General features: G+C 40.6%; 12 protein-coding genes. 3 read left to right on the top strand and 9 right to left on the bottom strand.

Annotation, left to right across the window (positions count from 1 at the left end):
* Positions 1 to 10: 10 nt before the first annotated feature.
* Positions 11 to 1495, bottom strand: a complete 1485-nt coding sequence (gene argH, locus ACIFOT_RS14975; protein WP_430065829.1) for an argininosuccinate lyase — start codon at positions 1493 to 1495, stop codon at positions 11 to 13.
* A gap of 122 nt (positions 1496 to 1617) precedes the next feature.
* Between argH and ACIFOT_RS14980 the strand changes: the two genes are divergently transcribed.
* Complete coding sequence (locus ACIFOT_RS14980; RefSeq protein WP_430065831.1) at positions 1618 to 2562, top strand: DMT family transporter; 945 nt, start codon at positions 1618 to 1620, stop codon at positions 2560 to 2562.
* A gap of 197 nt (positions 2563 to 2759) precedes the next feature.
* Here the strand turns inward: ACIFOT_RS14980 and ACIFOT_RS14985 are convergent, their stop codons facing one another.
* The 8 genes from ACIFOT_RS14985 to ACIFOT_RS15020 all read right to left on the bottom strand — a co-directional run bounded on the left by ACIFOT_RS14985 (position 2760) and on the right by ACIFOT_RS15020 (position 11089).
* A complete protein-coding gene (locus ACIFOT_RS14985; protein WP_430065833.1) occupies positions 2760 to 3437 on the bottom strand; it encodes a DUF2642 domain-containing protein in 678 nt (225 codons plus the stop codon).
* A gap of 25 nt (positions 3438 to 3462) precedes the next feature.
* Positions 3463 to 4824, bottom strand: coding sequence for an arsenic transporter (locus ACIFOT_RS14990; protein WP_430065835.1), 1362 nt, complete (start codon positions 4822 to 4824; stop codon positions 3463 to 3465).
* 260 nt (positions 4825 to 5084) lie between these two features.
* On the bottom strand, positions 5085 to 6611 hold the full coding sequence (locus ACIFOT_RS14995; RefSeq protein WP_430065837.1) for a tripartite tricarboxylate transporter permease: 1527 nt from the start codon (positions 6609 to 6611) through the stop codon (positions 5085 to 5087).
* Positions 6612 to 6626: 15 nt separating this feature from the next.
* On the bottom strand, positions 6627 to 7079 hold the full coding sequence (locus tag ACIFOT_RS15000) for a tripartite tricarboxylate transporter TctB family protein (protein ID WP_430065839.1): 453 nt from the start codon (positions 7077 to 7079) through the stop codon (positions 6627 to 6629).
* Positions 7080 to 7140: 61 nt separating this feature from the next.
* A complete protein-coding gene (locus ACIFOT_RS15005) occupies positions 7141 to 8175 on the bottom strand; it encodes a Bug family tripartite tricarboxylate transporter substrate binding protein (protein ID WP_430065841.1) in 1035 nt (344 codons plus the stop codon).
* 219 nt (positions 8176 to 8394) lie between these two features.
* Positions 8395 to 8673: a hypothetical protein gene (locus ACIFOT_RS15010; RefSeq protein WP_430065843.1), complete on the bottom strand. Its 279-nt coding sequence runs from the start codon at positions 8671 to 8673 to the stop codon at positions 8395 to 8397.
* 150 nt (positions 8674 to 8823) lie between these two features.
* Positions 8824 to 10194, bottom strand: a complete 1371-nt coding sequence (locus ACIFOT_RS15015; RefSeq protein ID WP_430065845.1) for an MATE family efflux transporter — start codon at positions 10192 to 10194, stop codon at positions 8824 to 8826.
* A 115-nt stretch (positions 10195 to 10309) separates the two neighbouring features.
* Complete coding sequence (locus ACIFOT_RS15020) at positions 10310 to 11089, bottom strand: hypothetical protein (RefSeq protein WP_430065847.1); 780 nt, start codon at positions 11087 to 11089, stop codon at positions 10310 to 10312.
* A 184-nt stretch (positions 11090 to 11273) separates the two neighbouring features.
* Here ACIFOT_RS15020 and ACIFOT_RS15025 point away from each other — a divergent pair, with 184 nt between their 5' ends.
* Positions 11274 to 12494, top strand: coding sequence for an MFS transporter (locus ACIFOT_RS15025; RefSeq protein ID WP_430065849.1), 1221 nt, complete (start codon positions 11274 to 11276; stop codon positions 12492 to 12494).
* 91 nt (positions 12495 to 12585) lie between these two features.
* Positions 12586 to 13314 carry a protein-glutamine gamma-glutamyltransferase gene (locus ACIFOT_RS15030; RefSeq protein WP_430065851.1) on the top strand — a complete coding sequence of 243 codons (729 nt, stop codon included), beginning with the start codon at positions 12586 to 12588 and terminating at the stop codon, positions 13312 to 13314.
* Positions 13315 to 13372 lie beyond the last annotated feature (58 nt).

Below are 13372 nucleotides of genomic sequence, written 5' to 3' on the forward strand. Positions count from 1 at the left end.
GTTTTTATCTTTACAAGCGATAATCTACCATTTTTTTTCTTTTACTAGCTAATTTGCCAATAATCAGCCGTAAATTTTTTAAGCCTTCACTTAAACGGGCCTTTCGATCTTCGATCATCCTCTTAACCTCATTAGGATTTGGTCCTCCCTGGATCCTTCTCACTTCGACAAAGTGCTCAGAGGATATGATTTTTTTCCATTCCTCTTCATTGAACGATACATTAGCCAAATCCTTGAGCATTGAATTTATTTCATCCACCTCCCAATCGAACAACTCTTTTTGCTCTTTAACAGTCCTTCTTGAAAGAGTACTCGCGATGGAATGTGCTTTTTTAAAGGGAATATCATAGTTCCTTGTCAAGGTGTCGGCGAACTCCGTAATAGTGATGCTGGATTTTTCAGACATCACCTTTAAATGCTCCTCGTTTACATCTAGTGTCAATATAACGGCATACATGATTTTCATTACGCGGTTAGCTTTCGAAAATGCCCGATATAAATGAGGCTGTAGGTCATCTTCAGTATCGACAATATCCCCGAAGGGCGTATTATGAATCATTTGGATCGCCGCGAGAGCCTCACCAGAGGAGCTGCTTGCCAGTGCCCGTGAATGTTCAATCGACACGGGATTCCGCTTCTGGGGCATAATGCTGCTTACTTGGACATAGGGGTCCGCAACCTTGAATGAGCCGAATTCTCTTGTGACATGCATGAGGAAATCTTGAATCCATCTTCCAGTATTCACCATGCAGGCCATTAAAGCGGTGGACGCTTCTAATAGATAATCGGCACCCGCGACAGAATCATATGAGTTTTCTATTACTTTATCAAACCCTAATAATTCACAGGTACGAGAACGGCTGATAGGAAAACCGGTCGTCGATAAAGCGGCGGCCCCGAGCGGTGATTGATTAACCGTATCAAATGCGGACCAAAGCCGTTTGATGTCCCGCATCAACACATCATATATCGCCAAGAAATAATGCCCTAAGGTCGTTGGCTGTGCGGGCTGGGTATGGGTATAGGCAGTCATATACGTTTCGCTATGTTCTTCAGCCTTCGCTAGTAATACCTCACCCAATTGATAACTACTCACAAGCAGCAGTAAAAGATGTTCCCTTAACACCAAGCGGTACATGGCCACCCCCATATCATTCCGGCTTCGCCCGATATGAATTTTTCCGGCAAGCTCATCGCCAATTTCCTCCGCTATTTTGGCTTCCATCATGAAAAATAAATCTTCATACTGAGGATCGTAATGGATTTGTGCTGTTTCTGTACTAGCAACCTTATTAATCCCCTCAAGCATTTTTCTAGCTTCGGCAGTTTTAATGATTTGCTGCTCCTCGAGCATGATCACATGTGCCCGGTGGATATCGAACATGACGTGAAATAAATAATCTCGTTGATCATTAAAAACCGGCTTTAATAATTCTTCGACATAGGTTTTTCCCGGAAAAACCCGCCCTTCCTTTTTAATAAACTCATTATCCATACGTTCCACTCCGATTAATGTCCTTTATTTAATTATACGAATGAATTATTTTAAAGTGATTTTAAAAAAAATCTTTCGACGCACGAAACAAGATGCTATAATAAGCAAATGGATTTACATCAATGTTCGATCAGAAAGGCGTGTCTATGCCTATGTCAGGTAGTAATCAAAAAACTCTATTAAGCTTGTTTTTAGTATCGGTGCTGTGGGGATGCAATTATCCTGTCAGTGCATACTTGCTTCAAGAATTTTCACCCGTGTTTTTGTCCACAGTCCGGATCTGTTTTACTTCACTGTTTTTAATCATTCTTGCATTCTCCCTAAAAGGAATGAAGCGGCCAACGAATACGGAGTGGAAATACCTGCTTGGTGTCGGTATCTTTGGAACGCTTCTTAATCAAACCTTTTATTTTACTGGGCTCAAACACACCACACCTGCAAATGCTTCCTTAATCCTTTCGCTTTCGCCCATTGCTACGATTCTATTAGAACGGATTATATTTAAAGTAAAATTAACCTTAAAGAAAGCCTCGGGAGCGTTGATTAGCTTGATTGGCGTATTTTCAATTATTGGGGTTGGAAAAGGTTCAATCGGAATTTCATGGGGCGATTTCAATATTTTAATCGCGATGCTTTGTCTTTGCATAAGTCTATTATTTATTCGGGGATTATCGAAGACAATGAATTCCTTTGTCATTACGATTTATGCAACGGTCCTTGGCAGTGTCTTAATGATTCCCGCCGCTGGTGTGGAAGGGATTGTCAGCGGATTGGTCATCAGCCCTTCCATTTTCATGTGGATTTTACTGATTGCTGCAGGGATTCTCGCACAAGGTGTGGCCGGTTTTTGGTGGAATAAGGGAGTTGCGAAGGCTGGGGCAGGAACTGCTTCCATGTTCATGAATATTCAGCCGTTTGTTGCGATTATTGCATCCCACTTTATTTTAGGAAACCCGATTTTAATAAGCCAAATTATTGGTGGAATTCTCGTATTATCTGGGGTATATATCGCGAATTTACCTTCTGTGAAACCTTTTATAAAAGCTCAGCCTAACAAAATGGCTTAATTGGAATTTTTTTCCTAGAACATTCTTTTATAAATCACATATCTTAACAATAGGTGGTACACCAAAAAAAGACCGTATCCCGATTGATACGGTCAAATATAACTCTAGAAGTTTATGAATAATCCATCAGCGTCTGCCAACGCAGGTGGATTATTCTTTTTGTGTAGTTATATTCCTCATGGACGATCACTCTTTTCTTATGGTAATTGTATTGTTTTAATATGCTCTAAATTCCTGTATACCCTTTCTCCATCCGCTGTTATTAAGGTTATTTTGTTATTGCGAATTTTTTGAAGCAGCCCAATTTTTTCAGTATGTTCCCCACCATCAATAATCACTAGTTGATTTTCAAATTTTTTCAACTGCTCATTTAGTGACCTTGCTAATGGTGTGGCTTTAGACATTTGCTGTAGATTTTCGCTGGTTAATGAGTACGGTGTTGTGTTAGGCGGATACGGAATCAGCCATTTAACATGATTCATCGAAATAAACATTTTTTTGTATACAGGGGAGTGAAAAACAAAATAGTCATTCATAATGCTGGTTAGGTACCCATGAATGGATTTATTCCCTGTTATATACACCTGAACAAATAATCCTTTAGCAAAATTTAATGCTTTCCGAAACGATATCACATCCATTTCAATCGGTTTTTCTGAAGGGGGTTGGTAGGTATCCTCCTCATCCTCGTTTAACATGGTTTCTTTCAATCTTTGAACATGAATAAAGGGAATGTAGAGAAAGGAATGGTTTTTGTTATCGTATAAAACTATCATGTCCAATCCACTATCCAGGAGGGTGCCTTTGTGAAAATTCCCTCCTGAAATTTCAACCTCAATATTTTTCCCTATTAAATCAACAAAATCAACTAACATCTTAAATCTCCTTTTCCCGAATGGTTTAGTTTTGCAAAACACCGCCAAAAAGCCAGGAAACCCAATAATATAAAACCACTAAGGTGAATAATACTGCAGGTGGTATGACAACACTTGTGATTATAACGTATTCCCACCAGCTAATTTTCACTTTTCCTTTTCTAACAATGTGCATCCACATCAGGGTTGCTAGCGTCCCCATTGGAAGAAGTAACGAGCCCATATCACTGCCAATTACGTTCGCTAAGTAGGCTACTTTCAATTCAAGTAAACTTAGATCCATATTCGTTAACGTAAGTGTTCCAACCATAAGAGCCGGGTGATTATTAAAAATATTGGAGAGTACTGAGAGAAGAACGCCCATCATCACGCTCGCATGGAGCAGGCTTCCAGCAACAATCGGCTCCATGAAACCAATCAGCCAGTCTGTTAAGCCAATGTTATTCAGACCGTAAATTATGACATACATACAAAAGGCGAAAACAATGATATACCACGGGGTTTTTTTCAACATATCGATCGGCGGTATTTTTAAATAGGCCCACCGCCAAGCTAAAAGGACCAACGAGCCAAATACAGCCATCATAGAGACAGGAATGTTTAAAAACGAAGCGACGAATAGGCTGACTCGGACAGCAAAAACGAACAAAAGAACATTGCGCATAAATCTCGAGCGTTCTTTTTCCGAATTATGCTGAATTCCGGACCTTAGTGGATGGTAGGATTTAAGCGACAATCCTGTTACTTCAGTTGGAACTTTTTTCGGCAATACTTTGTAAAAACGAAGGAACAAAAGCCCAACGAGCAGTAGCAATCCAAGTGTTGCCGGTACAAACATCATCGCTGTGTGCAAGTACAGACTCATATGCACAATTTTTAAAGCGATTAAATTAACAATATTACTTACCCCAATCGGAGCACTCGAAGCGGTGGCAATCAGCCCTCCAGACAGCAAATAAGGGATTTTTTGATGATTTTTTAAGCCCATATTGTTTAATAGCATGACTAGAATGGGTGTGGTGATTAAGATGCTTCCATCATTATTGAAAAACAGTGTCATCAGAAAGCACAAAAGGTTGACATACCAAAATAACCGAATCCCTGAGCCCTTTGCCTTCGCCGCCAATTTTTCTGCTACCCAGTTGAAAAAACCAAAGCTTTCTAATACGATTGCCATGACAATTGTCGCCATGATCGTAATGGCAGCACCACTGATAGTGTCGGCAATGATACCAAGGTCAGCGAGTGTAACACTACCGCTTAGCACAACAATAATCGCACCAATGGAGGCGGGGATTGCTTCATTAATGCCTCTTGGCCTCCAAAGGATAAATCCGAGGGTAACCAAAAAAGTAATGATGGTTATCCAAACGGTTAAATGAACCATATTTTTCTCCTTTCATCTAGCTGTTAATTCAGAATGTTTCTCTGAGACGACTTACCTCCTAATTACGGTTAGTCCGCTAATGTCCCCCCCTTCCATCTGTCCTTCTTGTGTTCTTGTACTCTATCTATATGTATCCCGCATAAGACAGGCTTTAGGTTTGTACCCTTTTTTCCCTTAAATCCACTAGAGTCTAAAAAATATCACTAGTTTTTTTAAAAAAATAAAAAAGCGAAGCCATAAGCTTCGCTTGGTAAGATCTTTTATCCTTCAACATTAATAATGACTTCTTTCCCTCTTCTTTTCATCATGAACGGTACAATCAGCCAGAGGGCTGTAATTAGTAGGAAGGCTAGTGAAATCGGGCGGGTAAAGAATACACTGTAATCGCCATTCGAAATGGTTAATGCTCTTCGCAGGTTATTTTCAACCATTGGTCCCAATACCAGCCCTAGAACGAGCGGAGCGATTGGGTAGTCGTTTTTGCTTAAGAAGTAACCTGACACGCCACAAGCTAATAAAAGTAATAAATCGTACATCGACACCTGCACGGCGTATACTCCAAAAATAGAAATCGCGATAATCATCGGAATTAAAAATTGCTTTGGTGTTTGAATAATTTTTGCGAACACCTTTACTAGTGGCAGGTTTAAGATCAACAGCATGATATTTCCAATAAACATACTAGCAATCAGGCCCCATGCCACCTGCGGATGGTCTTCAAATAATAATGGACCCGGCTGGACATTGTACATCATTAACGCTCCCATCAGGATCGCCGTTGTTCCAGATCCCGGGATTCCCATAGTTAATAAAGGGATCATCGCCCCGCCAGAGGCTGCATTATTGGCGGATTCCGGTGCTGCTACCCCAGCAATCGCGCCAGTGCCAAATTTCGCTGGGTTTTTCGAAATCTTTTTTTCTAATAAATATGAGAAGAAGGATGCCAGCGTTGCCCCGGCTCCAGGCAAAATACCGACGAAAAACCCTAAAATCGATCCACGGGCAATTGGTCCTGCGGATTCTTTCATCTCTTCCTTGGATGGGATTAAATTATTTATCTTCGCCATTTCCCCATCTTCTTCTTCTTTTTCTAAAATGGTTTTGAATACTTCACCAAGGGCAAATAATCCAACCGCAATCGTTAAGAATTCAATTCCCTGGTACAGCCATGGCACATCAAAGGTAAAACGGGCAATTCCTGACACACTGTCAATCCCGATGGTTCCTAGCAGTAACCCGCAAACAGTCATAATCAACGCTTTTGTAACCGATTTTCCAGCTAAACCGCTGACAGCCCCGAGACCCAAAAGCATCAAGGAAAAATATTCTGCCGGACCAAATTTCAGTGCCACCGCTGATAATGGTTTTGCTAGGAAGATCAGAGCAAGCAATGTGACAATACCTGCAACGAATGAACCAATTGCCGCAATCGATAATGCACTTCCGGCTCTTCCCTTTTTGGCCATTTGATAGCCGTCCAGGGTTGTAACAACGGAAGAAGATTCACCAGGTGTATTTAATAAAATCGAAGTGGTTGAACCACCGTACATCGCTCCATAATAGACTCCAGCCAGCAATATTATCGCACTAGTCGCCGCTTGCTCGGGCGGAAGGCTACCAGTGATGGAGGCCGTTACAGGGATAAGCAGCGCGACACCGCTCATCGGGCCGATTCCTGGCAGCACCCCAACAGCTGTTCCAATTAAAACCCCTACAAATGCAAAAATAAGATTATACCAAATAAGTGCGGTTCCAAATCCTTGAAATAAATAATCGAGTGTACTCATTTTTAGCCTCCTCTCTTAAAACCAAATTGGCCAGCCTGGCAGTGTCCCTTTTAACACGTCTACAAATAAAAAATAAACGAGTCCAGAAAAGGCAGCAGATATAATGATGGAAGTCAGCAGCTTAGAACGCTCCATCGTTTGAAAACACACTAGTAAAAATAAAAAGGTCGTAATCACATAGCCGATGGTTTCCAGCGTTAAAATATAAATCAAGGTAGCCAGAAAGATAATAAGGAATGGTTTGTACTCTAATTTTTCCGTCTTGCTCTGTCCGCCCTTTGACACATTCGTTTCGAAAAACAAGCGGATACTTAATAAAACAAGTATGATTCCAAGTACAAAAGGAAAAATGTCCGGTCCTACAACACTTCCATAGGATGAACTTGATAGATGCCTGCTGCCGATAATAAACAGTACGCCAACAGCTAGAAAGACAATGGATGCAATCCGATCAAACTTAATAGCCATTCATAAATCCCCCTTTTTTAAAAATCGGGAAGGAGAAAGCTAACTCCTTCCCGTACACTTTTTACTTCTGCATGCCCAATGCTTCTAGTAATTGTTGAACTTGTTTATCTTGCTCACCTAAGAATTTTGTGAAATCAGAGCTATTTTTATATTCTAGTTCCCAGCCTTGTGTCTCTACTTCTGTCTTCCATTCAGGAGATTTTACAAGTTTATCGATTGTTGTTTCCCAGTAGGATTTTGCTTCTTTAGACATTTTTTCTGGACCAAACACTCCGCGCCAAATCGTGAACTCAGCATCCACACCTTGTTCTTTAGCCGTTGGCACGTCCTTAAAATCACCGCCTAAACGATCAGCAGCCGTAACAGCGAGCACACGAACCTTGCCAGCTTTTAGGAACTCTTTTACGCTAGAAGCATCTGTTCCAATCACATCAGCGTTACCGCCAAGAAGGGATGTAATGGCCTCCCCGCCGCCATCGTAAGAAACATATTTTATTTTTGTAGGATCCACACCAAATTTAAAGGCAGGAAGAATAGAAATTAAATGGTCCATAGAACCTGGTGCGGAACCACCGGCAAAGGTAAGTTTGCTAGGATCCTTCTTGACTTCATCTAAAAGGGACTTTAAGTCAGTAAATTTGGAATCCTTTTTGACAACAATCGCTCCATAATCTTTTGTCAATTGAGCAAGAGGTGTTGTATTTTTGTAGCCGTAAGGGCTGTTTCCTTCTTTTTTCAAGTTGTTGATAATAATCGGCGGTGAATTAACGAACAGCATTTCGTTATTTGCTGATTGCTGTGTGGCGTATTCAGCCATAAACACGGCACCTCCGCCTCCTGGCTTATTCTCCACTGTTAATGGCTGACTGACGAGCTTCGTTTCGCTCAATACTTTTGTAAAGGAGCGGGCTGTTAAATCCCAGCCGCCGCCAGCTCCAGATGGGGCTACGACAGAAATCGCTTTTGTAGGATAGCTTGGACCAGCCTCTTTTTTACTAGAACCTGAACTTGCTGTTTCTTTACTGCTGCAAGCGCCTAAGCTTAATGCCAAAGCACCTGCACACATTACTGCTGAGATTTTTTTGATCGAAAACATTTTTCTATTCCCCCTTGTAACCGTTTTCTTAATTTTACTTAAAATTTAGAAGATTCATAGTTTTTGCATTTAAACAGCATTAAAAACTTATAAACCATTTTGTTCATTTTGTTCACGACATGAAATAAAGGGGACGATCCCTGATATGTAAATTCGATATCAAAATTCAAAGGCTGCCTCAAGGACAGCCTTTTCTATTTTCAACCATAATTATTGTCCTTAATGATGCCCTCCCTGGCCGTGGTGGTATCCATGGCCTGGATAATATCCGCCATGGCCATGATGATAGCCATGGCCTGGATAATATCCTGCGTGGCCATGATGATAGCCATGGCCTGGATAATATCCGCCGTGGCCATGATGATAGCCATGGCCTGGATAGTACCCGCCGTGACCATGATGATAACCATGCCCTGGATAATATCCGCCGTGGCCATGATGGTAACCATAGCTTGCACCTGGATTCACTACATAAATTCCATGCAGCTGTCGTTGCATCTACATCCCTCCTCAATTAGGTTACAAAATAGTGTATGTATCCCTTTAGAAAATTGGGATAGGCTCCAGCTTAGACTCGAAATTCGTGGCAAAGGAAGCGGAAAATTGTTAAAAAAAAGAAAACGCCATTCAATGATGAATGACGTCTTTCTAAACTACTTCCTTAATTGCAGCTCCGACAAACTTTCGCTTTTGTATATAAATAAGTCTTAAGGATAAGGCGACTCCTGCTGCCAGCAAACCAACGGTCAGCCCAATCCAGTAGCCTCTTGCACCCAAGCTGGTAAAGTTGGCGAGAAGGTATCCGACTGGTAAGCAGATCAGCCAGTATGCAATTAAAGTCATGATAAAGGCTATATTCACATCTTTATACCCTCTTAATGCAGCCTGAGCAGTTGCCTGAATGGCATCCGCGATTTGAAAAAATAAGGCAAATATTAAAAAGTTTGCCGTTAAGTTGATGACAGCTGTTTCATTCGAATAGAAGCCGGCGACTTGATAGCGGAAGGCTACGACAAGTAATCCTGTTAAAATGGCGATTAATATGGCGAGGTACACACCAAGCCAGCTATATTGTTTCGCATCTTTATAACGCTTTGCCCCCACCTCAAAACCAACAAGTACAGTCTGGACCATGGAAATGCTGATGGGAATCATATACAAAAAGGAGACAATATTTAAGGCAGATTGGTAAGCAGCAATCGTGGTCACATTAAATTTACTTAAAAGGATCGTCACCACCGCAAACATACTCGTTTCAAAAAAAGTAGAAAGCCCCATTGGCACGCCAATTTTTAATATCTCCTTACATTTTTCCCATGAAAATTCCTTCATGTTTTCAAATATTGGAAAGGTAGAAAACGGTTCTTGTTTTTTCACGATGAAAATGGTCATTGCCATAAAGGCCCAATCGGTAATGGCTGTAGCATATCCAGCCCCTGCCCCGCCAAGCTCTGGGAAGCCCCAATTTCCAAAAATCAACACGTAGTTTAACAAGAAATTAAGCGGCAGGGATATTATCATAATGATCATGATCACCCTAGTCTTTCCAAGTGCATAAATAAAGGATCTCAGAACATTAAAAATAAACAGTGGCAGGATTCCGAAACTAAGTCCGACGAGGTAATCAAATGCAGTATCCTTAACTCTTGCTGTCAGGTTCATGCTATCTAAAATCGGATCTAACAAGAAGAAACCAAGAATAATTAATAGAATTGTGATAAATACAGAAAGATATAATCCATGTTTTACAACCGAGGTTACCTCATGGCTCTTCTTCTCACCAAACCGCTGTGCTGCTATAGGGGAAACCGCCAGCAGTATGCTGCTGATTCCTGTGAAAATCGGACTCCATATCGAGGAGCCTATTGCTACGCCAGCCAGATCGGAAGAATTGTATTTTCCTGACATAATCGTATTAAAAAACACCATTGAAAACATGCCAAGCTGTGTAATTAAGATGGGAATTAACAGGACGAAAATTTGTTTCGTCTTTTGTTTTATGGTAAAAGTCTGATTCATAAGTGCGTTCTCCTTGAGAAAATAAAAACCCGAAATTTCATTATACGCTATATTGGATTATAATTCCGCACTTTTAAATTCATTCTCCAAAAAAAGAGAACTTCCCTTGGAAGTCCTATTTCTTTACAATTTTTGATGGGTTATTAACCTTGTACAATACTGGTTCATCAACGAGGAATTCTTCTTCGACGTCTTTTCCTTTTGCCAATTTCTTAGCGGCCACTTTGCCATCAAATTCAAGGGAATCGCCAGGAGCTAGTTCGAATTTTTTGAGTGTTTTACTGTGACTGCACCACGCGAGGCCAAGGTCAAGTGGGTTATCCTGTACAATCTGCACATTTTCTAAAACCACCACTTCATCATTTTCTTCATTAAATGGATTATAGGTCATCGCAAATTGTTTCACAGTAGCCGTAAAATGAACTTTATCAGCCGGAAGCTCGAGTTTAGGCGCTTTCTCTTTCTTTGGTTTGGCCTCCTTTGCCTTTGGTTTCGGAGAATCTGCTTTTTGAGCTGTTTCCTTTTTCACAGGGGCTGGCTCCGTATTCTCTGTTATTTCTTTTTCCTCAATCGTCAGCAGGCTTTCTTTTCCAAAGCTTCCTGACTGCATTTCTTTTAAATATGCAGGATGAATGCAGCTAACCTTCCCATCCTGAAATTCAATAACCAGAGTATTTAACTCACCATTATTTCCGTAAGCTTCATAGCCTTTGATGGTTACGATTCGCTTGGCGTTTCTGTCCTTGTACCAGAATTCCTTTTTGGCCTCTTTTGCGGAGGATAAACCCCATTCCTTTAATTTTTCCTTATAATGATCCTCGTCGCGGAAGCTTTCATATTCCCCTTTTGGCGGAATATATTGAGTCAAATCCTTTTGTGTATCCTGGATTGGCAATCTAGCCACTTCCTTCCATCTATGTAAGTGTTTATATTATAACATTAACCCTGACAAATCCTAAAATTAGAACGTTCGATCGCCCCATCAGCATTTCTTTTATTTTTCAAAAAATACTTAGTTCAACGAAGGATTTTGTATGTATAATAGCTTTAGATATTAATAGTGAAGCTGGTGGGGGCACATGCGTACCTATAATGAAAAAATCAGTATTTATCATGGAATGGTGTCAATAATCGCTTTAAATTTAGCTGGTAACTACTTTCCGATTTTCGCCATATCAATTCTTGGAGCGAATAATTACCAAGTAGGTTTAATTAGTTCTCTCCCTCCCTTAGTTACACTCATCATTACGATTCCAGCAGCAATCTTGTTAAATAAGCTGGATGAGCAAAAGAAAACGGTTGCGATGAATGTTTTTTGGGCGAGAGTAATGTTCTTGCTTTTAGTGGGTGTGGTTTTTCTTCCACCTTCCTATCAGGCTTGGACTTTCTTAATCCTTATCGCGGTAATGAATGTACCTGGGACGATTTCTACCATCGGCTGGCAAACGCTCATTAGTGGAATGATTCGTGAAGAACGGAGAGGAACCTTTTTCAGTGACCGAAGTCGGTTACTTACGATTGTCGGTATGGTGACGACACTTATTATTGGCGTTGTCATGAAAAAAGAAACAGACAATGCTGCTGCTTATCAGTGGTTATTTTTTATGGCTTTTGTTTTTGGCTTACTGGAAATGTTTTTCTTGTTAAAGCACAAAGAAACGGACCAGCCCAAAACAGATATCGAACGAAAGAACTCATCAATGGATTGGTCTATTTTTAAAGATCAAGGATATAGGTGGTTTCTTATTTCGGCACTATGCTTTAACTTTGCCTGGCAGATGGCTTGGGGCATATTCAATATTTACAATGTTAAATATGCACATGCGACGATTCTTTGGATTAGCTTGTTTTCTGTAGGCAATCAATGTGTGCAGATATTCACTTTCCCATTATGGAAAAAGTGGGCGGAGCAAAAATCAAATACTTTGATGCTTGTGTGGGTTGCGGCCGGAATGGCTTCTGCCCCGATTTTGACGGTTATGTCTACAAATCTTTATTATTTAACGATTGTCAGTATGATTTCGGGATTTTTTCTATCCGGGACCACCCTACTATTGTTCAATCTATTGTTGGAGCAGTCTCCGGCGGAGAAAAGAACCTATTGTATTACCACCTATAATGTCCTGCTAAGTTTAGTCGCATTTATCGCTCCGCAAATTGGGATTTGGCTGTTGGAAGTAACGGGGATTCAAACCTCCATGGGAATTAGTTCAGTCCTGCGGTTTATGAGTGCGTTGGTATTTTTGTTAATGTACGTGCGATTTATGAAAAATAAAAAACCAATCTTGGAAAAAAGCTAGGGTGCCTGCCCTAGCTTTTTTTACTGAAATATATAGTTTGGGACTTTCATACTTTTATATAGGGAGTTGATTATGAAAACTGGAGGACACTATGATATTAATAAATAACCAGACGGTTAAGCCGGAGACTCTATTTAAAGAGATTACGAACGCTGAACAGCGGACGATTTTAAAACAAATGGCAGCCAATCAAGTGGAATATGGGTATCAAGATAAAGCCCATTTGAAATTTGAGCTTTTATTTCGCAGCAATACCCTGAGAGCGGCAAGGGAACTTAATAAGAGCGGGGTAAAATTTACGACTTTTAGTTATGCTTTCCCGAATCGGAAACTTTGGGACCGGTTGAGTAATGGCGGCTTCCTTATAAAACCTGGCGTCAGCCCTTCTGTTGCGATATTAGACATCATTAAAAACGGCTCTCTCTATGCATTTGAATGCTCCACTGGGATTGCGATTGTCTTGTACATTGCCACACTTTATTCCATCGGCAGCGACCGGTTTAATGTTCTCTTCGACCGTCTATATTTAATGGATTGGCAATTTGATGAGGATTTGCAGATTTTCCAGAAGTACGGGGATGATTTTATCCCTGGTGATGTGCTTCACTTCAACAATCCTGATTTTGACCCGAAACAGGCGCATTGGCGTGCCGAAAATGTCGTCTTCTTCGGAGATGACCAATACTATGGCCATGGTGTCGGAATTCGAAATGCCAGCACCATTATTAAGTTTTTAAATACAAAAAGAAGACCAAACCCTTCCAAATCAGCCTACTTAATGAACCTCATATCAAGGATATATTATCAAGGATTTTTATAAGAGATAGGCAAAACGATTTTTATTACAAACATGAACATGGTAAAATAAATTGATTTAC

Source organism: Neobacillus sp. NRS-1170 (assembly GCF_050468025.1).

Bases quoted from the DNA above. Each gene is read 5' to 3' on its own strand.
- ACIFOT_RS14985 (WP_430065833.1), bottom strand. From the start codon at position 3,437: ATGTTAGTTGATTTTGTTGATTTAATAGGGAAAAATATTGAGGTTGAA.
- ACIFOT_RS15005 (WP_430065841.1), bottom strand. From the start codon at position 8,175: ATGTTTTCGATCAAAAAAATCTCAGCAGTAATGTGTGCAGGTGCTTTG.
- ACIFOT_RS14990 (WP_430065835.1), bottom strand. From the start codon at position 4,824: ATGGTTCATTTAACCGTTTGGATAACCATCATTACTTTTTTGGTTACC.
- ACIFOT_RS15010 (WP_430065843.1), bottom strand. From the start codon at position 8,673: ATGCAACGACAGCTGCATGGAATTTATGTAGTGAATCCAGGTGCAAGC.
- ACIFOT_RS15030 (WP_430065851.1), top strand. From the start codon at position 12,586: ATGATATTAATAAATAACCAGACGGTTAAGCCGGAGACTCTATTTAAA.
- ACIFOT_RS14995 (WP_430065837.1), bottom strand. From the start codon at position 6,611: ATGAGTACACTCGATTATTTATTTCAAGGATTTGGAACCGCACTTATT.
- ACIFOT_RS15015 (WP_430065845.1), bottom strand. From the start codon at position 10,194: ATGAATCAGACTTTTACCATAAAACAAAAGACGAAACAAATTTTCGTC.
- argH (WP_430065829.1), bottom strand. From the start codon at position 1,495: ATGGATAATGAGTTTATTAAAAAGGAAGGGCGGGTTTTTCCGGGAAAA.
- ACIFOT_RS15025 (WP_430065849.1), top strand. From the start codon at position 11,274: ATGCGTACCTATAATGAAAAAATCAGTATTTATCATGGAATGGTGTCA.
- ACIFOT_RS14980 (WP_430065831.1), top strand. From the start codon at position 1,618: ATGTTCGATCAGAAAGGCGTGTCTATGCCTATGTCAGGTAGTAATCAA.
- ACIFOT_RS15000 (WP_430065839.1), bottom strand. From the start codon at position 7,079: ATGGCTATTAAGTTTGATCGGATTGCATCCATTGTCTTTCTAGCTGTT.